Raw genomic sequence first — 20,175 nt, 5'->3', positions numbered from 1 at the left:
GTGGATTCGTCCGGTCAACGGCGGCCGGCTGGCAATGGGAGCGCTACCGTCCACTGCTGTAGCCGCATCCTGGCCGCGGGGGGGGGGGGGGGGGGGGGGGGGGGGGGGCGGCCCCCCCCCCCCCCCCCCCCCCCCCCCCACGCCGGATGGTCCACCAGGGACAGGTCCAGTCACCGCCGCGGCCGGCACGAGCACCGATCGGACCGAGGCGGGCACCGGGCCGGGTGACATGAGCAGGAGAGGAGGGGCGCCGTGAGTGTTCGCGACATGGTCGAGAAGGACTATTACGCCGCTCTCGGCGTTCCCAAGGACGCCTCAGCGGCCGACATCAAAAAGGCCTATCGCAAGCTGGCCCGCGAGCTGCACCCCGACAAGAACCCGGGTGATGCCAAGGCGGAGGCCCGCTTCAAGGAGGTGTCGGAGGCCTACGACGTGCTCTCCGACGAAAACCGTCGCCGTGAGTACGACGAGGCCCGGGCGCTGTTTGCCGCGGGTGGGCGGTCCGGTTCCTTCGGGGGCGGCCGGCCCGGTGGGGGTTACGGCGGCGGATTCGGGCCGACCGGCGGCTTCGGCGCGCCGGGAGCCGGCTACGGAAACGGGAACGGGCAGAACCTCAACTTCGAGGATCTTCTCGGTAACTCTGGCGGCGGCCTCGGCGGCTTCTTCGACATGTTCCAACGTTCGTCGTCGCCGGGGCGTGGCCCCCGGCGTGGTGGGGACATCGAGGCCGAGATCACGATCTCGTTCGAGAAGTCGCTGACCGGTCTTGAGGCCTCGGTCCGGCTCCCCGGCGCCGCGACATGCACCACCTGCGAGGGCAGCGGCGCCCGTCCGGGGACCGCTCCGCGGACCTGCGCGACCTGCCGCGGGCTCGGTGTGGTGTCCCGCGCCCAGGGCGGTTTCGCCCTGTCCGAACCGTGCCGTGACTGCCTCGGCAAAGGCACCATGATCGATCATCCCTGCCCGGACTGCCGGGGCACCGGCCGACGGGAACGCGAGCAGCGCATTCGCATTCCACCGGGGGTCAGTGACGGGCAGCGGCTGCGGGTCCGTGGTCGCGGCACACCCGGCGAACGCGGCGGCCCGGGCGGTGACCTCGAGGTCACGGTGCACGTACAACGCCATCCGATCTTCGACCGGGAAGGCAGCAACCTGATGGTCACGCTACCCGTGACCATCACCGAGGCCGCCCTGGGCGCGTCGGTGCGGGTTCCGACGCTGGACGGTGCCCCGCTCACGGTGAAGGTGCCCGCCGGCACCTCCAGCGGGCGTCGGCTGCGGGCCCGTGGCCGAGGCGTCCCGACCGCGGGCGGCGGCCATGGCGATCTGATCGTCACCCTGGAGGTGGTCGTGCCCAAGCCGTCGTCGCTGTCCGCACGCGCCCGTACCGCGCTGCTCGAGTTTGCTCAGGCCCATCCCGAGGATCCCCGGGCAGCCATGATGGACCAGATGGAGACTGGGGAATGACCGCACGACCGAACCGCACGTCCGACCCGCCCGGCTCGTCCACCCGGCCACGCATCCCGCCGGGAACAGCCGTGCGGCCGGGAACAGCCGCCGGGGCTGCGTCAGCGCCGAATACCGGATCGGCACCGGGAAACACACCGGCGTCGGCCCGGACATCGGCGACCGAGGTGCGACCTGAAGGCTACTTCCCCACCGGTCCGCTGCCTGGCCTCGCGCACGACGAGGACGCACCCGTCTACGTGATCTCGATCGCCGCGCAGCTCGCCGGGATGCATCCGCAGACCCTGCGTTCCTACGATCGGCTCGGCCTGGTCACACCGGGGCGCACCGCGGGTCGTGGGCGGCGTTACTCCGCCCGGGACGTCGCCCTGTTGCGGGAGGTACAGCGTCTTTCCCAGGAAGAAGGCGTCAATCTCGAGGGCATCCGGCAGATTCTGCGTCTCGGCGCCCAGGTGATTGCCCTGCAGGCCCAGGTCCGCCAGCTCGCCGACGAACTGGCGCACGCCCGTGCCGATGCGGAGCGCAGGGTGGCCGAGGCACATGCGAGCCATCGGCGCGACCTCGTCCCGATCGACCGCGGGGCGGTGGTGGTGTGGCGACCGCTGCCGCGGCGCTGACCACGGCGTCCGCGCTGGTCGCAGTACCGATTGTCGGGCCGTCGGCGAAGGAGCCGGCCGGCCTGCACCCACCAGGGGCTTCTCCCCCCGCCGTCCGGCGGAGCGGAGCGGCCCCTTCGCCGTCTTCGGCCAGGTCCGCTGCCACCAGCCCAGCGTTGCCGACTCTGCCATCAGCGGTCCCGCCATTCCGGCGCCGCATCCGAGTTGAGCGGGAACGACTCAGGTATGATGAGCGTTGTACAGATCGAACCCGCTTCCGTGACCTCTGGGATCCGCCTGGATGGCGAACGATGGATGGTGAACGATGAACGCTGAACGCCTCACCGCCCGCTCGCAGGAGGCCCTCTCCGCGGCGATCAGCCGAGCCACCGGCGACGGGTCACCGCTCGTCGACCCACTCCACCTGCTCACCGCGCTCCTTGAGGCGCCGGATGGCGTGGGCGCCACGTTGCTGTCGTCCGTCGGCGCCTCGGTCGAGGCGGTCAGGACCCGCGCGGAGGCAGCCGTCTCCCGGTTGCCTCGCGCCACCGGTATGAGCGTCTCCGCCCCGCAGCTGTCCCGCCAGCTCATCGCGGTGCTCACGGGCGCGGAGCGGCAGGCCGCACGCCTCGGCGACGAGTACACCTCGGTCGAGCACCTGGTGGTCGCCATCGCCGAGGAGGGCGGCGAGGCGGGCCGCATCCTGACCGCGGCCGGCGCCACCCCCGATGCGCTGGGGGCCGCGTTCGACAAGGTCCGTGGCGGCGCTCGGCGGGTCACCAGTCGTGATCCCGAAGGCTCCTACCGGGCGCTGGAGAAGTACTCCATCGATCTCACCGAGCGCGCCCAGCAGGGCAAACTCGACCCGGTGATCGGCCGGGACGCCGAGATCCGCCGAGTGATCCAGGTACTGGCCCGGCGGACCAAGAACAACCCGGTCCTCATCGGCGAGCCCGGCGTTGGCAAGACCGCGATCGTCGAGGGGCTGGCACTGCGGGTCGTCGCCGGTGACGTGCCCGAGTCACTGCGCGGCCGGCGGATCGTCTCGCTCGACCTCGGTTCGATGGTCGCCGGCTCGAAGCTGCGTGGTGAGTTCGAGGAGCGGTTGACCGCGGTTCTCAACGAGATCCGCGAGGCCGAGGGTCAGGTCATCACCTTCATCGACGAGTTGCACACCGTCGTCGGTGCCGGCGCGGCCGAGGGCGCGATGGATGCCGGCAACATGCTCAAGCCGATGCTGGCCCGCGGCGAGCTCCGCATGATCGGCGCCACCACTCTCGAGGAGTACCGCACCCGGATCGAGAAGGATCCGGCACTGGAGCGCCGCTTCCAGCCGGTACTGGTCGGCGAGCCCACGGTGGAGGACTCGATCGGCATCCTGCGTGGTCTCAAGGAGCGCTACGAGGTGCACCACGGCGTACGGATCACCGATGCGGCCCTCGTCGCCGCGGCCACCCTGTCCGACCGTTACGTCACCGCGCGGTTCCTGCCGGACAAGGCCATCGACCTGATGGACGAGGCCGCCTCCCGGCTACGGATGGAGATCGACAGCCGGCCGGTCGCGATCGACGAGCTCGAGCGGGCGGTGCGCCGCCTCGAGATCGAGGACATGGCGCTGTCGAAGGAGAACGACGAGGCCTCCCGGGAAAGACGGGAACGACTGCAGCGAGAGCTGGCGGACCGACGCGAGGAGCTGTCGGGCCTGACCGCGCGGTGGCACCGGGAGAAGGACTCGATCTCCGAGGTCCAGAAGATCAAGGAGGAGCTTGAGAACACCCGCCGGGCCGCCGAGCTCGCAGAGCGCGATCTTGACCTGGCCCGGGCCGGCGAGCTGCGATACGGGACCATCCCGACGTTGGAGCGGCGGTTGACCGAGGCCACCGATGCGCTGGCCGCGGCGGGCTCGTCCGGTGGCGCGATGCTCAACGAGGAGGTCGGCCCCGACGACGTCGCCGAGGTCGTCGCCGCCTGGACGGGCATTCCGGCCGGGCGGCTGCTCGAGGGGGAGACGGCGAAGCTGCTGCGGATGGAGTCCGAGCTGCATGCCCGGGTGATCGGGCAGGACGATGCCGTGCGGGCCGTCTCCGACGCGGTCCGGCGTGCCCGGGCCGGCATCGCCGATCCCGACCGGCCCACCGGGTCGTTCCTGTTCCTCGGCCCCACCGGCGTCGGCAAGACCGAGCTCGCCAAGGCGCTGGCCGACTTCCTGTTCGACGACGAGCGGGCGGTCGTGCGCATCGACATGAGCGAATACGCCGAGAAGCATTCGGTGGCCCGCCTCATCGGCGCGCCGCCCGGCTACGTCGGTTTCGAGTCCGGCGGCCAGCTCACCGAGGCGATCCGGCGCCGGCCGTACAGCGTGATCCTGCTCGACGAGGTGGAGAAGGCCCACCCCGACGTGTTCGACATCCTGCTGCAGGTCCTCGACGACGGTCGGCTGACCGACGGGCAGGGTCGCACCGTCGACTTCCGTAACACCATCCTCATTCTCACGTCCAACCTGGGATCCCAGTTCATCGCCGACCCCACGCTCAGCCCCCAGGTGCGGCGGGACTCGGTGATGGTCGCGGTGCGGGACGCCTTCAAGCCGGAGTTCCTCAACCGGCTCGACGACGTCCTCGTGTTCGAGCAGCTCGGCCGGGAGGACCTCACCCACATCGTCGACCTGCAGCTTGACCGGCTGCGCGCGCGGTTGCGGGATCGCCGGATCAGTCTCACCGTCACCGATGCAGCCAAGGCGTGGCTGTCGGACGTCGGGTACGACCCGGTGTTCGGCGCCCGGCCGCTGCGCCGCCTGGTGCAGACCGCGATTGGCGACCAGCTCGCCCGCGAACTGCTCGCCGGCGAGGTCCGGGACGGCGAGGAGGTCCTGGTCGACGCCGCCTCCGGCAGCGTCGGGCTCACCGTCGCCGCCAGGTCGGCGGCCACGGCCACCACCGGCAAGACCCTGTAGGACATGCGATAGGGAATGGCAGCACTGGAGCGCCAAAAGGGCCGCCTCAGATCAATCAGTGAGTCGAATAGGGTCGGCGCATGGCGGGCAGATCGAACATCGTCGTGTCGGCGGCCGTGCGCCAGGCCCTGGCCGCCGGGGCACCGGTGGTGGCTCTGGAGTCGACCCTGATCGCGCACGGGCTGCCACGGCCGCGCAACCGGCAGGTTGCCCTCGATCTCGAGGGCAACCTGCGCGACCAGGGGGTGACTCCGGCGACCGTCGCGGTCGTCGACGGCGTTCCCCGGGTCGGGCTGGACGACGCGGACCTGCTGCGGATCGCCGATGACCCGCATGTGGTCAAGCTGTCCGTCCGGGACCTGCCGGTCGCCTGCGCCACCGGGCGGACCGGGGCGACAACCGTCGCGGCGACGTCGCTGCTCGCCGCCCGGGTCGGCGTGCGAGTGTTCGCCACCGGCGGGCTCGGCGGCGTGCACCGCGGTGCCGGCGACAGCTACGACGAGTCTGCGGATCTGGTAACGCTCGCCAGCACCCCGATCACGGTGGTGTGTGCCGGCGTGAAGTCGATTCTTGACGTCGGCGCAACCCTCGAACGGCTCGAGACCCTCGGCGTCACCGTCGTCGGCTACCGAACGTCAACATTCCCCGGGTTCTACCTGCCGCACACCTCCTATGACCTGGACTGGCGGGTCAGCGAGCCCACCCAGGTCGCCGCCGCCATGACCGCGGCCGACGATCTGGGGCTGCGCAGCGCGATCGTCGTCGCCACCCCGTTGCCCGTGGAGCTCGCGCTCGACCCCGGGCTGCACGACCGGGTGCTGGCCGATGCCCTGACCTGGGCGTCCGAACGCGGCATCCGCGGGAAGTCGGTCACTCCGTTCCTGCTCGAGACGTTCCATCGCGAGACCGGCGGGGCCAGCCTCGAGGTCAACATCAACGCGGTGCGCAACAACGTCGCCGTCGCCGCGGAGGTCGCCCGCGCCTGGGCCGCGACGACCTGAGACCAGCGCCCGAGCCTCGGACCTGCGACGATTTTGCCCAGCGCCGTGACGGTGGGTGAGCGGACAGGGAGGGGCGGTCGACATGTCGTGGATCCTCGGCCGTCGGTCGGCCTGGTTCGTCATCGCGTTCTGGATCGTCGTCGCGGCGGTGCTCAGCCCGCTGGCGTCCCATCTGCCGCAGGCGGAGAAGAACGACGCCGCCGCGTTCCTGCCGGCGCAGGCCGAGTCCACTCGGCTGCTTGCCGCACAGCGTCGCTTCCCGAGCGGTGACGCCGTTCCCACCGTCGTCGTGATGACCAGACCCGGCGGGCTCACCGCCGGCGACCGGACTGCGGCCACCGCGATCGGCAGAAAACTTGCGCCTTACGCCGCCGGGCAGGTCCTCGGCCCGGTGCTCTCGCCAAACGGCCGGACACTGGTGCTCACCGTGCCGCTGGCACAGTCGGACAATGTGGTGCGCTTCACCGACGAGGTGCAACAGATGCGCCGGCTCGCCGCGGCGCTGGCGCCACCGGGCACCGAAGTCGCCGTGACCGGCCCGGCCGGCCTGGTCGCCGACACCTACCACCTGTTCAGCACCATCGAGTCGCGGCTGCTGCTGGTCACCGCCGGGATCGTCGCGGTGATCCTGCTGGTGGTGTACCGCAGTCCGCTGCTGTGGCTGGTACCGCTGGCGTCGGTGGGCATCGCGGACCAGGCCGCCGCCGGCATCATCGATCTGCTCGCCCGCAACACCGCCCTCACCGTGAACGGGCAGAGTTCCGGCATCCTGCGGGTTCTCGTGTTCGGCGCGGGCACGGACTACGCCCTGCTGCTGATCGCCCGCTACCGGGAGGAGCTGACCCGTCACCGCGATCCGCGGCAGGCGATGCGCCAGGCGCTGCGGCGCGCCGGCCCCGCGATCGTCGCGTCCGCCGGCACCGTCGTCATCGGCATGCTGTGCCTGCTGGTCGGCGTGCTCGCCTCCGACCGCGGCCTCGGCCCGGTCGGCGCGATCGGGATCTCCACCGCCCTGGTCACGATGACCACTCTGTTGCCGGCGGCGATGGTGCTGTGCGGACGGCGGCTGTTCTGGCCACGCATCCCCCGCTTCGGCGAACATCCGCCGGTCACCGAGGCGGCGCGCCACGGCGCCGCCGCCCGGTCGGCGCATGCTGCGGCGCTCGCCGCCCCGACCGTCCCCGGCCATGAGGATCTCACCGAGTTCGACCTCGCCGAGGAGCCGGGACGCTGGGTCCGGATCGGCACGACGATCGACCGCCGGCCACGCACGGTCTGGGTGACCACGTCGCTGCTGCTCGGCGTGCTCACCCTTGGACTGCTGGCGATGGACACCTCGCTGCGGGGCGATCAGGGGTTCCGCCGCGGCGTGGAGTCGGTCCGTGGCGTCGATCTGGTGGCCGCCGACTTCCCGCCGGGAGTCGCGGCGCCGGCCTTTGTGATCGCGAACGCGTCGGCGGCGACGGCGGTCGAACGGACGATTCGGCAGGTGCCCGGGGTGGCCGGCCTGGCCGAGAGCGGACGGGCCGAGAACGGGCGGGCCGGCGCCCAGGTGCAGTTCATCGTGATCCTGCGGGACCACCCGGACAGCGCCGCCTCCTTCGCCACGGTGGATGACCTGCGCCAGCGGGTGCACCGGATCCCGCACGCGCAGGCGATGGTCGGCGGGAACACGGCGGTGAACCTCGACGTGCGCCGGGCCGCCGTCCGCGACCGCACCGTGGTCATCCCGCTGGTGCTCCTGGTCGTGTTCGCGGTGCTGATCTTCCTGCTGCGGGCGATCGTCGCGCCGTTGCTGCTGATGGTGACGGTCGTGCTGTCGTTTCTGGCCGCGCTCGGCACCAGCGCCGTCGCCTACCGCTGGCTGTTCGGGTTCCCCGCCGCCGATCCGTCGCTGCCGCTGTTCGCGTTCATCTTCCTGGTGGCGCTCGGCGTCGACTACAACATCTTCCTGATGACCCGGGTCCGCGAGGAGTCGCAGCGGATCGGGGCCCGGCCCGGGGTGCTGCACGCACTCGCCGTCACCGGCGGGGTGATCACCTCTGCGGGTATCGTGCTCGCCGCGACGTTCTCGGCATTGATCATCTTTCCGCTGGTCCAGCTCGCCGAGATCGGCTTCGTGGTCGCCTTCGGTGTACTGCTCGACACGCTGGTCGTCCGCTCGGTACTGGTTCCGGCGCTGAGTCTGGACATCGGCCGGCGCATCTGGTGGCCGGGGCGGCTCGCCCGTCCGGACGGCACGGCTCGTCCCAGAACAGTGCGTCTGCCCCGCTGGCACCAATCCAGGCGGACGTGATCAGCGCGCGACCTATCGTTGCCCCATGGCCGACGCCCAGATCCCGGACCCGGCGCCCTGGCAGGTCCTGCCCCCGCAACTACGGCGCCTGCGGCGGACCGTGCTGCTCGCGGTGACCGTGCCGGCCACCGTGCTCACCGCTGTGATCACGGTGATGTTGGACGACTGGCCGTGGCTGCTGCTGACCGCCATCCCGCCCGTCGTGGGCGGGATGGCGTGGCAGTCGATCGGGCGGGTCTGGCACGCCTGGCGCTACGCGGAGCGGGAGGACGATCTACTGATCAGCCGGGGTGTTCTCGTCCAACGCCTGGTCGTCGTCCCCTACGGTCGGATGCAACTGGTCGATGTCAGCGCCGGGCCGCTCGCCCGGCGGTTCGGCATTGCCCGGGTCCAGCTGCACACCGCCGCCGCCACCAGTGACGCCGTCATCCCGGGGCTGCGACCCGCCGAGGCCGCCCGGCTACGCGACGCCCTGACCGCCCGCGGCGAGGCCAGATCGGCGGGCCTGTGACCGCCTTTCGGGAGACCGCCGACCCGGCCGTGGCAGAGCCCGCCGTGGCAGAGCCCGCCGTGGCAGAGCCCGCCGTGGCGTGTGCGCCGGCCACCTCAGGTCAACCGACGGGACCGGACGTGGTGGACTCGGCCGGCTCAGGTGACGATGGGTATCGCCGACTTCATCCCCTGACGCCGTTCCTGCGCGGCTGGGTGATCGTCGCCGCCTTCGCCGCAACCGTCGGGCGCACGTTCGCCGAGGAGGTGACCGCCCGGGCGATCGGACTCACGCTGATCTTCCTGGTACCGGCGGCCGGCGCCTACGGATACTGCGTCTGGCGGTTCACCCGCTACCGGCTCGATCGCGACGGCCTGCGGCTGGACACCGGCCTGCTGGTGCGCCGAACCCGCTACGTCCGCCTCGACCGGTTGCAGTCCGTCGACCTCGTCCAGCCGCTACTGGCCCGGCTGGCCGGGCTCGCCGTCGTGCGGCTGGACTTCGCGGGCCACGAACGCCGGGACCGGTCCGACTCCGAGAGTGGAAACGCCACCTCCGACCTGCGTTACCTCTCGCTGGGCCAGGCCCAGCGGCTGCGCACGCAGCTGTTGGCCATCACGGTGCACCCGGCGGCGCCGCAGACCTCGGCGACGCTGGCCGAGGTGCCGCCGACCCGGCTGGCCGCGGCGATCGCGCTGTCCCCGGCGCCCTGGGTGGCGGTGTTCGGCGTTGCGGCGATCGCCGTGCCGTCCCTGCTGACCGGGACCCGCGCCGGCGTGCTCGGGGCGATTCCGCTGCTCGGCTGGCTATGGCACCGCACGGTCCGCGTGTTCGCCATCGGCTATCCGTACACGGTGTCGGAATCGGCGGACGGGCTGCGTCTGGACAGCGGCCTGATCGAACGGGCCCATGCGACCGTCCCACCGGGACGGGTGCAGGCGCTGCGTATCACCGCGCCGCTGCTGTGGCGGCCGTTCGGCTGGGTGAACGTCCGGATGAACGTGGCGGGCAGCGGGCCGTCCGTTCTGCTGCCGGTGGCCCGCCATGACGAGGCGATGGCACTGGTCGGCGCACTGCTGCCCGGGGTGGACGTCGCTGCCGTCGCGCTGACCCGCCCGCCGCGCCGGGCCCTGCTGCTCGCGCCGGCGCACTGGTGGGTGCTCGCCTGCGGCGCCGACGAGCGGATCTTCGTCGCCCGACACGGTCTGCTACACCGACAGACCGACATCATCGCGCACGGCAAGGTGCAGAGCATCCGGCTGGTCGCGAACCCGCTGGCCCGGCTGCTGCGCCTGGCCGACGTCCACCTGGACACCACGCACGGGCCGGTCCGGATCCGCAGCGGCCCACGCGACCGGCAGGAGGCTACCCGCCTGGTCTTCGCGCAGGCCGAGCGCTCCCGGCTCGGCCGACACCCCGACCAGCCCGGCCACCCCGACCACTGACCGGCGGTGCTCAGCCGAAGGTGGGGAACTCCGGGCCGAACACCGAGCCCCACAGGGCAACGGCCTCCCCGTGGTCGCCGGCCTGCTCGGCGGCCAGAGCCTTGGCCGAGTAGAGCCGGGCGAGGCGGACGTTCTCCCCGAGCACGTCCAGATCCTCGGGACGGACGTAGCTGGACAGATCCCCGCCGACGTCGGCCGGGTCGGCCACCCGCAGCCCCACCTCGTCCATGTACCGGAAGACCTCGGCCAGGCCCTGGCGGGTGTTCAGCCCGCGCCCGGCGAGAACCTGGCCGGCCAGCGCCTCCAGGTGGAACGAGCGCAGATGGCTGCCGCACACTCGGTTCCACGCCTTGAGCAGCCGCACCGCCGAGATCACCCGGGGGCCGAGATCGGCCGTCCAGCCCAGGTGCCGCTCGGGACGGGTGGGCAACCAGCCGCCGACCCGGTCGGGCATGACATAGCCGGCCCGCGGGTGGTCGAACGCGGGGACGAGATGCACGTCCGGCGGGGCGTCGTAGACGATGCGCAGCGCCTGGCCGCGACTGCCGATGGTCTGGATCCGCTCACCGCCGATCGCGTTGCGCACGCACAGGACGAGGTCGCGCGAATCCCAGCGGAACCGTTTCCAGGCGCTGTTGGCCGCGGAGAACACCGCGAAGATGTCAACCTCGTCCAACGGTCGGATCATCGTGTCACGACCGGCGGACCCGATCGTGGCCACACCGACCAGCGGCAGGGCGCAGCGCGGCGGGAAGATCGCCCGCAGTGCCCGCTCGGCCTCGTCGCGGCGGGCGGCGATCACCGCCTTCTCCTCGGCGCTGAGCCGGATCATGTCGTCGAGCTTGGCGAACGCCCGCGCGGTCGTCCCGACCAGCAGCGGCCCGGTCATCGCCCCCGACGGCGGACCAAGCGGCACCGCGCCAGGCTGGGGCTGCCCGGGAGCGCCGTCCTCGGCCGGGAACAACGCATTGGGCTCGCCGGGCGTGGATGCGTGCGGCCGCCGCCAGTGCGACGGAATGACCAGATGGTCATAGGTGACCTCGCCGGGCCGGGGTTCGGCCGGTGTACCCCGAGGGGTGTCCACGCTCATGCTGCTGACCTCCCAGGCGCAGGTGGCGCCGAAACGTTCGGGCTCCCCTCCCCGGACGCGCGACGGACCTCCCACGGCCCGCCCCGGTCGCCCCGCCCTACCCTCGGCCCGTCGGCCTTGGTCGCGACATCGCTTTACATGGTGCCCCAGGGCGTCACGGTCTGAACAGGGGGCTGTCGGCGCGGCGTGTCCGTTACTCGTCCAGTGACGAGAAAGCTACGAGAAGGCTGCGGCCAGCTTCCGGCCAGGAAGCCACCTTCACAGCAACAAACACACAATGCTCCGCGACCCGCGTGGGTCCCCTGGCCAGGGGTTTTCGGATGACCCGCCGGGCATCCCCAGATGGCCCCAATGGGCTGGACGGCGCGAGCCGTGCGGTAGTCCACCGGTGGCATCCACGGTGCGATCCGGGACGATTCTGGACGATTCTGGACGATTCTGGACGACGGGTTCAGTCGGCCGGCGGGCGCAGCCAGACCCGCCACCAACCGGCCACCAGCACGGGGGTCGGCACGAACGAGGTCGCCTGACCCAGGCGCTTGCCCACGGCGTCACCACGACGGATCCGCGTCTCGACGAGGGCGCCGCGGTACTCCAGCCAGCCGGCAGCCGCGCGCACCGCCTCGGTGGCGTAGCCCTCCCGGCGGCAGCCGAACGCGATCGAAACCCCGACCACCGCCCGTTGGCCCTGTGTGTCGGCCACCAGCAGGCCAACCGCCGCCGACTCCGAGCGCCGTCGTAGCACCCAGGTCAGCACGGACCGCCCGGCCCCGGCCCGGCGGCGCAGTTCACGGCGCAGCGACCCGGACGGGTCCTGCGGGTCGGGCCGCTCGGCGTAGGGATCGGTGCCGACAATGCCCCCGTCAGGACCCGAAGGTGTTGCTCCGAATCCACCCGAACGGGCAACGACCGAGGTGAAGGCCAGCGTAGGCGCCAGCTCCTCGGCGACATAACCCGCGTTCCACACGGTCAGGGGCAGAGCTAGTAACCGGGACGTGGTGAGCGTCGGCCCTTCACCCACGACGGGACGGCTCCCGCACGCCGAGCAGCCCCCGCTCCTGCAACCAGTCCTGCGTGCGGGACATCCCGTCGGCCAGCGGCACGCTCGGCGCCCAGCCGATCAGCTCGCGGATCCGCGCGGTCGAGAAGCCGCGCTCGCGGGTCAGCTCCCGCACCCCGAGCGGCCCGATGTCCACCCGCGCCCGCGGATCGACCCCCGCCCCGAGCCGGGCTCCCACCCCGCGCACCAGCGATCGCCCGCCGCCCGCCGCCGTGGACCCGGACCCGGACCCGACACGTCGGTCTTCGGCGAGCGCGCGTAGCCGTTCCCAGCCGTCGAGCGCCCCGACGACCCCCACGGGCACCGATCGCGGCGCCGGCAGGCCCAGCATGTCGACGTAATACCCGAAGAAGTCCGCGGCCGACACCGACTCACCACCGGTGACCTGCAGCACCTCGCCGGCGACGGTGTCCCGCGGGGCCGCCGCCACCGCCGCCACCGCCCCGACGACGTCGTCGACGTGCACCGGGCTGAGGATGCCGCGCCCGCCGCTGACCAGCACGAACCGCCCCGCCCGCAGCAGGAGGACCGGCCACAGCGTCCAGCGCCCCGCCCGGGCACCGTAGGCGTCCCCGACGCGGACGACACTCGCTCCGAGCCCGTGCGCGGCCGCCGAGGCGACGGTCTGCTCCGCCGCGGCCAGCGCGTCCGCCCGGACGTCCCCGGTGAGTCCGACCGGCGCCGACTCGTCGACCAGCGTGCCGGGACCGGCTGCCGGGCCCGAAGCCGCCGGACCCGACCTGTCCGAACGCGCCGTACCCGGGCTGGCCGCGGACGCCGCGCCGACCACGTTCACGCAGGAAAGATGCACAAACCGGTCGACGCCCGAGCGCCCAGCCGCATCGAGCAGGTTCGCCGTTCCGGCGAGCAGCACCCGCCGGACCTCGCCAGCGGGTACCCGCACCGGCCCGCCGGCCCGGCCCGCACGGACCGGGGTGAGCTCCGCGACCCCGCCCGTGCCCACCGCCGCCGCGTGGACGACCAGGTCGGCGCCGTCCAGGGCCCGCTCCCACTCCCCCGGCCGGGTGATGTCGGCCACGGTCACACCCGGTGCCCGCCGAATGTCCAAGGCGGTCACCTCGGCGCCCGACTGACGCAGCGCGTGTGTGATCGCTCCACCGAGAAAACCGGCCGCACCGGTGACCACCGCCCGAACCACGGCCTCTCCTCCTGCCCGGGGCACCCGCGGCGGGCCACCCGTGTGACGGCGTGTTGTCGCGGTCGACGCCGTCACGGTGCCGGGAGACGGCCCGGATGCCATCGGCGACGACGTTCCGACCCTACGGGATCGTCCGGCCTGTGCCCGGACCCCGCGTTCCCGGACCGGCCACGGCACCCCCGAGCAGCCGGGCCCTTCCTCTCTTCCTGTCGCTCCCGTCCCGGGCCGGGGCACGCGTGCGCCGGTGGCGCCGGTCCAACGGCGATGATCCGGTGCGACTCGTCGACTGACCGGCGGCGATGTTCTCCGCAGCGATCACGCAGCGCATACCGGCCGCGGTGATGCGCCGAAACGGCATGGTGCCGTTCCGACTGTTGTGCACGACGTGGTTCGCCCTCGCCATATCAGTGTTGTGCGCCTGCGCCACCAGGGTCAGCGGCGGATGCGGACCGCCGCCGGAACCCGCCGACGCGGCAGGATCGCTACCCAGGGTAGCCGCCATGGGCGGCGTGCGCGCAGGCGCCGCCGGCCCGGACGAGCCCGCCCCCGGGCTTCGGCGGCACCCCACGGGCGAGCGCCGGAAACGAGAACGTCGCATCGAATCCTTCGCCTGGTCGGCCCCCGACCCAAGTCACCGGATCGATCACAGCCTAGCCCAACGGGGGCGAACCACGTCTCGGCATCGGCTACCGTTCCTCCGCCGACGGCGCGTCGACCACCACCGCCGCGGGCACCGCCGCTGACGGATCGGTCACCAGCGGGGCACGGCGCCGGACCGCCCGTCGACGAAGCCACTCACCGCCCAGTCCGGCCAGCACCGAGACGCCCACGACCACCCCGGCGAGCCAGCCGACGGCATCCCGCAGGCCCGGAATGTCCGCCGCCAGGTAGCCGACCAGAATCAGGCCACTGCCCCAGACCAGCGCACCGGCGACGGCGGCGGCCAGAAACCGGTGCCGCGGCATCCCCACCGCGCCGGCGAGCACGGGCGCGAACGTCCGCGCCCAGGGAACGAAGCGTGCCACGATCAGCGTCACCGCGCCGAACCGGCGATAGAACTCGTCCGTTCGGGCCAGAGCCGTCCCGTGTCGCCGTTCCAAATAGGGCCGGCCCAGCCTGGCTCCGGTGTAGTAGCCCGCCGCCGCACCGGCGCTCGCGGCGACCGCGACCCCGCCGGACAGGGCATAGATGGAGACATCGGCCGTGCCGTCGGCGGCGACCAGACCGGCGGCGAACAGAATCGTGTCCCCGGGTAGCCAGAAACCGATCAGCACGCCGCTCTCGATGAAGATCATCACGAACACGACGACGTACAGGCTCGTCCCGGACAGATGACCGACATCCACCTGTCCAGTGTGCCGGCTCGGTGTCGTGGATGGTCTCGCAGCCAGCCGTCGACACGGACGGTGGACCACATCCCGCACTGTCTCCCTGCTGTCCCCGGGTCGTCCCGGGCAATCCGAACGTCGCGACCTCGCCCGGACGCGCCATGTCCAGACACAGCCCGACCGGCGCCGGCAGAACTGGGCGGCGACGTCCGCCGCATCCGGCCACCTGAACGACGCGTGCCGTCATACCCTTCGCCCACCAACAGTCGTGCGGGTGCGCTTGCGCCCGATCGGGCCGGCCCATGCCGCCGTTTATGGCTGATCGGCGCCCCGACAGCTTCGACAAGGAGCCCCACCGATGCCCATCGCCACGCCAGAGATCTACGGCGAGATGCTCGACCGCGCGAAGTCCGAGGCCTTCGCCTACCCGGCGATCAACGTGTCCTCGTCCCAGACCCTGAACGCCGCCCTGCGAGGCTTCGCCGAGGCGGGCAGTGACGGAATCGTGCAGGTGTCCACCGGCGGAGCCGAGTACCTGTCCGGTTCCACGGTGAAGAACATGGTGCTCGGCGCCGAGGCACTGGCCGAGTTCGCCCACCACGTCGCGAAGGCCTACCCGGTCAACATCGCACTGCACACCGACCACTGCCCGGCGGACAAGCTCGACACCTACATCCGGCCGCTGATCGCGATCTCCCGGGAGCGGGTGGCGGCCGGGCGCGACCCGCTGTTCCAGTCGCACATGTGGGACGGTTCGGCGGTCGAGCTCGAGGAGAACCTCAAGATCGCCGAGGAGCTGCTCGCCGACGCAGCCGCTGCCCGGATCGTTCTCGAGGTCGAGATCGGGGTCGTCGGTGGCGAGGAGGACGGCGTCGTCGGCGCGATCGACGAAAAGCTCTACACCACCCCCGGCGACATGTGGCGGACCGCCGAGGTTCTCGGCTCAGGCGACAAGGGCCGTTACCTGCTGGCTGCGACCTTCGGCAACGTGCACGGCGTCTACAAGCCCGGAAACGTCAAACTGCGCCCGACGATTCTTCGGGACGGCCAGGACCACGTTGCACAGAAGCTGGGCCTTCCAACCGGTTCCAAGCCGTTCGAACTGGTCTTCCACGGCGGAAGCGGATCGGACCTGAGCGAGATCCGGGAAACGCTGGACTACGGCGTCGTCAAGATGAACGTGGACACCGACACCCAGTACGCGTTTACCCGCCCCATCGTGGACCACGCGTTCAAGAACTACGCCGGTGTCCTCAAAGTGGACGGCGAGGTCGGCGTCAAGAAGGCGTACGACCCGCGAACCTACGGAAAGCTCGCCGAGGCGGGTATGGCAGCCCGGGTCGCCCAGGCCTGTGACGACCTGCGTTCCGCGGGCCGTTCGCTCGGGAAGGCATAACCCGAGCCGCTGCCACCTTCGCGGGCCCAGCCCGCACGGAACCGCCGGTCCCCCAGTTGCCGCCTGCGGCTGGGGGACCACTGCATTGCGGCTGGCCTGTCCCGCCGCCGACAGCCGCTCCCTGGACCGGACCGCGCCAGCGGCCACGTCCACTTCCCGCAGACCAGGTACCCCTCCCTCACCGGACCCACCTCTTCTCCGGGTGACCCACCAGTTCTCCGGGTAGCGCACCAGTTCTCCGGGTAGCGCACCAGTTCTCCGGGTAGCGCACCAGTTCTCCGGGTAGCGCACCAGTTCTCCCGGTCCCGCACCGCTTCTCCGGGTAGACCGCCTCTTCTCCGGGTAGACCGCCTCTTCTCCGGGTAGCCCACCTCTTCTCCGGGTGGGCCTCCTCTTCTCCCGGTCGGTGTCACTGTCGCCCGTAGGCGGCCAGTCCGCCGGTGGGCACCGTTGTCTCCGCTGACCGCAGATCTGTCCGGACAGCGACCGGCTCGTCCTGCGTGGTGCGTCCGCCCCACTGCCCGCCCGGCCCGACCTCGGCGATGCGCAGCATCGAACCGCAGGTCATGGACCCGCCCGGTCGGGACCCCGCCAGCCGACACGGACCGGACATCCCGCCCGTCAGAGTCCGCAGCCCGGCGCAAGCTGTCACACAGAGACACATCAAAATCACGTTACGCATTCAAGTTACAGCCATGTAACCAACGCGTCGCAGATCATTGCGTATCTCACAGGCGGGCGCCCGACGGTCACCAGCGGCGTAATGCCACTTCGATGGCCATCAGGCCGCAATCTGCACGCAAAGCCGTCAGTCGGATACGGACGACCAGCATGGAGCGTCACCGATCAGGTGACGCGTTCGGCATAAACCATTACGCTCCGCCCGCCTTGCCCCATCGGCAAACACCGTGATCAGGCGCGTACAAAACGGCCATCCGAGGATGTCGCCAGGTTGATGAGCGGGCGCGCACGCGCGTTACCAGTCACCACACCCGAACCTCAAGCAGCCACGCCGAGTGTGCTGTTACTCACGCACCCTATTCAATGCTTGGCGACTCGCCGGACGGCGTGGTTATGGTCATCGCCGTGCCGAACGACAACGTGCGGCATTCGTCGGACGGCACGCCGAATCCTGCCCCCGGCCGACGATTTCTCCTCCACCAGGCGGCAGGATCGGGGGAACCATCTCCGAGCATCGAAAGGTTTCGATGCTCTCGGGGTGAAGCCATGAGTGACCCAGACCGACCGGAGATTCGGTTTGTGTACACGACCCAGGAAGTCCCTGGCCTGGCCGGGCAGTTCCCAGCCCGAATCCGACAGCTCACCTCGTAGGCGTGGGGAAGGACTACACATACATGTCCGACGCGCGTACCAGTGGTCGACAATGGAGCGCCGGCACCCGTATACGGGCGCGGGTTCTCATGGTTGCTCCAGTTCTCGCGGCAGCGGTCGGCGGCTCACTTGTCGCCACCCAGCCGGCGCAGGCAGCGAGCACCTGGGAAGGTCTGCGGCAGTGCGAGTCCGGCGGTGACTACACGATCAACACGGGCAACGGCTATTCCGGCGCCTACCAGTTCTCAGCCAGCACCTGGCACAGCCTTGGCTATTCCGGCCTGCCCCACCAGGCCTCACCCGCAGTCCAGGACGAGGCCGCGCTGCGCCTGGCCCAGCGCTCCGGCTTCGGCCAGTGGCCGGTCTGCGGTCGCGGCATGGGCGCCACCCAGCTCGCCGGTGGATCATCATCCGGCGCCGCGGCGCAGGCGTCCCGCACCGCGCTGAGGGTCGCCCTGACCGCCCTCCCGACCCCGTCGTACACCCGTGCACTGTCCACCGCGTTGGCCGGGCAGGACCGCGCCGACGTGCGCGCCTGGCAGGCGCGAATGAGCCAGATCGGCTACCCGCTCGTCGCGGACGGCCACTTCGGCCCGCGCTGCGCGGTCGCCGCCCGCGCGCTGCAGTCCGCCCAGGGGCTCGCCGTCGACGGCGTCGTCGGCCCGGCGACGTGGCACGCCACCTTCGGCTGAGCCGCGCGCCCCACTCCCGCTGAGCCGCACGCCACCCGCAACGCGTCCTTGGACCGGTTGCGACGCCGCCATCCGGCACCATCCACGCCTGGTCCAACCCGCCCGGGGCACGGGGACACAAGCCCCGGGCGGAGCCGGACGTCCCACCCCCGGCCAGACAGGCCGAGCATCGCGACACCGCGACCCGACCGGTCCCCCGCACAGTCCGGATGATCTCCGGCCCGCGGGAGGGAAACGGGCCGGTCGGGCGCACCACCCCCACCGGGGCACCCCCGAGCACCGTGCTGGTACCCGGCCAACCGGTCGGGTACACCGGCGCTCCCCGATCAGGCGGCCCGATCGGGCCACGCCATCTGCGCGTCCGCACTGGTTGTCGAGAACCACCCCGGTTTGCGCGGCATGAACCGGTATCGCTAGAGTGCCGCTCACTCGCCATCAGGCGATGCCGCCGGGACGGACGCCGAGTCCTGCCCACCATCCAGGCGGCTGGTCGAGCGCACCGACATGGGCAGGAGTGGGGGAACCACCACCGGGCGTCTCCGGACGTCCTTGGGGTTAAGTCGGCTCACGCCGGCCGGGCCATCCCAGTCCGAACCCGACAGCTCACCCCGCAGGCGACACGGGATTGGACTGACATGCCGTCAGCACGGCGTGGAGGTAAGCACCGGGCTACGCAGGCCCCCTCGGCTGCGACCCGCATCCTGCGCACGACCGGCGCGGTCACCGCTCTGATGGGCAGCGGCCTCGCAGTCACCGCCGTCGGCGCCACCTCGGCCGGCGCGGCCACCCCCGACGACTTCGCCAAGCTCCGCCAGTGCGAGTCCGGCGGCAACTACGCGATCAACACGGGCAACGGCTTCACCGGCGCCTACCAGTTCGATGATCAGACCTGGCACGGACTGGGCTACTCCGGCCGCCCGTACCAGGCGGCTCCGGCCACCCAGGACGAGGCCGCCGCCAAGCTCTACAACTCCCGCGGCTGGCAGCCGTGGCCGTCCTGCTCCCGCAAGATGGGGTTGGTCAACAACGGCCCGGCCAGCGTGAACTCCGGCTCAGGTGACGTCATCGAGCAGGCCATCACCCCGGCCGAGCAGCCGATGACCCTCGACCGGGCCCGCCAGGAGATGGGCGACGGCTCGTTCAGCGGCACCGTCCTGAACGCCAGCTACAGCGGGGACGTCCGTCCCGACGCGTTCGTCTGGCAGGCCGCGATGCGCAACAAGGGCTTCATGCTCACCGTCGACGGCAAGTTCGGCCCGCAGTCGCAGGGCATCGCCGCCCTGTACGGCTATCTCACCCGCACCAGCGACGGCCAGACCGGCGCGGTCGGCCAGAACCTGTGGAACGTCACCGTCCGTTCGTGACCCGGTGCGGCAGCGCGTCGCCGGGTACGGCAGGATGAGGTCATGACGACGTCGTCGGATCCGGGCCACGCCAGCCCCGCGGCCGGCCCGGCCGGCCGCAACCTGCTGTCCGGCCCGCCGCCCGCCCTGCTGCCCTCGGATGCCGCGGCCACCGGGCCGCTGTCGGCCGGCGAGGATCCCACCGCGGTCGCGGCGGCCACGCCGGCCCTGAGCGCACCGTGGGCAGCACTCGCCGAACGGGCGCTCGCCGCCGGCCGACCGGTCGAGGCCTACGCGTACGCCCGCACCGGCTACCACCGCGGGCTGGACGCGTTGCGCCGCGCCGGCTGGCGGGGTACCGGTCCGATCCCCTGGTCACACGAGCCCAACCGTGGCTTCCTGCGCGCCCTGGCCGCCCTCGGCCAGGCCGCCGCCGCCATCGGCGAGACCGCGGAGGCCGACCGCTGCCGCACCTTTCTCGCCGACAGCGACCCCGCGGCCCCGGCCGCACTCGGCCTCGCCTGATC

Annotated in this window: 16 protein-coding genes and 2 riboswitches; of the genes, 11 read left to right on the top strand and 5 right to left on the bottom strand. The window is 71.7% G+C overall.

The genetic code is table 11. The annotated features are described in order from the left end of the window. Positions 1-252: 252 nt before the first annotated feature. From dnaJ to ND747_RS09775, 7 genes are all read left to right on the top strand, one after another. A complete protein-coding gene (gene dnaJ / locus ND747_RS09805) occupies positions 253-1,467 on the top strand; it encodes a molecular chaperone DnaJ (protein WP_251733182.1) in 1,215 nt (404 codons plus the stop codon). Further along, a complete protein-coding gene (locus tag ND747_RS09800) occupies positions 1,464-2,084 on the top strand; it encodes a heat shock protein transcriptional repressor HspR (protein ID WP_285900271.1) in 621 nt (206 codons plus the stop codon). The genes dnaJ and ND747_RS09800 overlap by 4 nt, the downstream gene beginning before the upstream one ends. Before the next feature lie 304 nt (positions 2,085-2,388). Beyond that, positions 2,389-5,016, top strand: a complete 2,628-nt coding sequence (gene clpB / locus ND747_RS09795) for an ATP-dependent chaperone ClpB (protein WP_251733181.1) — start codon at positions 2,389-2,391, stop codon at positions 5,014-5,016. An 80-nt stretch (positions 5,017-5,096) separates the two neighbouring features. Next, positions 5,097-6,017: a pseudouridine-5'-phosphate glycosidase gene (locus ND747_RS09790; RefSeq protein WP_251733180.1), complete on the top strand. Its 921-nt coding sequence runs from the start codon at positions 5,097-5,099 to the stop codon at positions 6,015-6,017. Positions 6,018-6,099: 82 nt separating this feature from the next. Next, positions 6,100-8,313, top strand: a complete 2,214-nt coding sequence (locus ND747_RS09785) for an MMPL family transporter (protein WP_251733184.1) — start codon at positions 6,100-6,102, stop codon at positions 8,311-8,313. Between the two features lie 25 nt (positions 8,314-8,338). Continuing rightward, the gene (locus tag ND747_RS09780; RefSeq protein WP_251733179.1) at positions 8,339-8,824 is read left to right on the top strand and encodes a PH domain-containing protein; all 486 of its coding nucleotides are present in this window, start codon (positions 8,339-8,341) and stop codon (positions 8,822-8,824) included. A gap of 119 nt (positions 8,825-8,943) precedes the next feature. After that, positions 8,944-10,248, top strand: a complete 1,305-nt coding sequence (locus tag ND747_RS09775) for a PH domain-containing protein (RefSeq protein WP_251733178.1) — start codon at positions 8,944-8,946, stop codon at positions 10,246-10,248. Positions 10,249-10,258: 10 nt separating this feature from the next. Here ND747_RS09775 and ND747_RS09770 read toward each other — a convergent pair whose 3' ends face one another. From ND747_RS09770 to ND747_RS09755, 4 genes are all read right to left on the bottom strand, one after another. Beyond that, the gene (locus ND747_RS09770) at positions 10,259-11,338 is read right to left on the bottom strand and encodes a nucleotidyltransferase (protein ID WP_251733177.1); all 1,080 of its coding nucleotides are present in this window, start codon (positions 11,336-11,338) and stop codon (positions 10,259-10,261) included. Between the two features lie 451 nt (positions 11,339-11,789). Continuing rightward, a complete protein-coding gene (locus ND747_RS09765; protein ID WP_251733176.1) occupies positions 11,790-12,359 on the bottom strand; it encodes a GNAT family N-acetyltransferase in 570 nt (189 codons plus the stop codon). Continuing rightward, positions 12,352-13,557 carry an NAD-dependent epimerase/dehydratase family protein gene (locus tag ND747_RS09760; protein WP_251733175.1) on the bottom strand — a complete coding sequence of 402 codons (1,206 nt, stop codon included), beginning with the start codon at positions 13,555-13,557 and terminating at the stop codon, positions 12,352-12,354. The genes ND747_RS09765 and ND747_RS09760 overlap by 8 nt, the downstream gene beginning before the upstream one ends. 686 nt (positions 13,558-14,243) lie before the next feature. Next, a complete protein-coding gene (locus ND747_RS09755) occupies positions 14,244-14,903 on the bottom strand; it encodes a DedA family protein (protein WP_251733174.1) in 660 nt (219 codons plus the stop codon). A 340-nt stretch (positions 14,904-15,243) separates the two neighbouring features. On the opposite strand from ND747_RS09755, the gene fbaA reads away from it, so the two are divergent. Then, positions 15,244-16,281, top strand: a complete 1,038-nt coding sequence (gene fbaA, locus ND747_RS09750) for a class II fructose-bisphosphate aldolase (protein WP_251733173.1) — start codon at positions 15,244-15,246, stop codon at positions 16,279-16,281. Between the two features lie 409 nt (positions 16,282-16,690). On the opposite strand, the gene ND747_RS09745 is transcribed toward fbaA, so the two are convergent. Beyond that, positions 16,691-16,849, bottom strand: coding sequence for a hypothetical protein (locus ND747_RS09745; protein ID WP_251733172.1), 159 nt, complete (start codon positions 16,847-16,849; stop codon positions 16,691-16,693). 545 nt (positions 16,850-17,394) lie between these two features. Then, positions 17,395-17,629, top strand: a riboswitch (cyclic di-AMP (ydaO/yuaA leader). Positions 17,630-17,636: 7 nt separating this feature from the next. On the opposite strand from ND747_RS09745, the gene ND747_RS09740 reads away from it, so the two are divergent. The 3 genes from ND747_RS09740 (at position 17,637) to ND747_RS09730 (ending at position 20,173) form a co-directional block, all read left to right on the top strand. After that, positions 17,637-18,305, top strand: coding sequence for a transglycosylase family protein (locus ND747_RS09740; protein ID WP_251733171.1), 669 nt, complete (start codon positions 17,637-17,639; stop codon positions 18,303-18,305). A gap of 487 nt (positions 18,306-18,792) precedes the next feature. Beyond that, positions 18,793-18,938, top strand: a riboswitch (cyclic di-AMP (ydaO/yuaA leader). A 2-nt stretch (positions 18,939-18,940) separates the two neighbouring features. Continuing rightward, positions 18,941-19,669, top strand: a complete 729-nt coding sequence (locus ND747_RS09735; protein WP_251733170.1) for a transglycosylase family protein — start codon at positions 18,941-18,943, stop codon at positions 19,667-19,669. 42 nt (positions 19,670-19,711) lie between these two features. Next, the gene (locus tag ND747_RS09730; RefSeq protein WP_251733169.1) at positions 19,712-20,173 is read left to right on the top strand and encodes a DUF3151 domain-containing protein; all 462 of its coding nucleotides are present in this window, start codon (positions 19,712-19,714) and stop codon (positions 20,171-20,173) included. The last annotated feature ends 2 nt before the right edge of the window (positions 20,174-20,175 follow it).

Origin of the sequence: Frankia sp. R82, from assembly GCF_023716925.1 — a bacterium.
Lineage (GTDB): Bacteria > Actinomycetota > Actinomycetes > Frankiales > Frankiaceae > Frankia.
The sequence above is the reverse complement of the archived record's forward strand: the minus strand, read 5'-3'. Positions and strand labels throughout refer to the sequence as shown.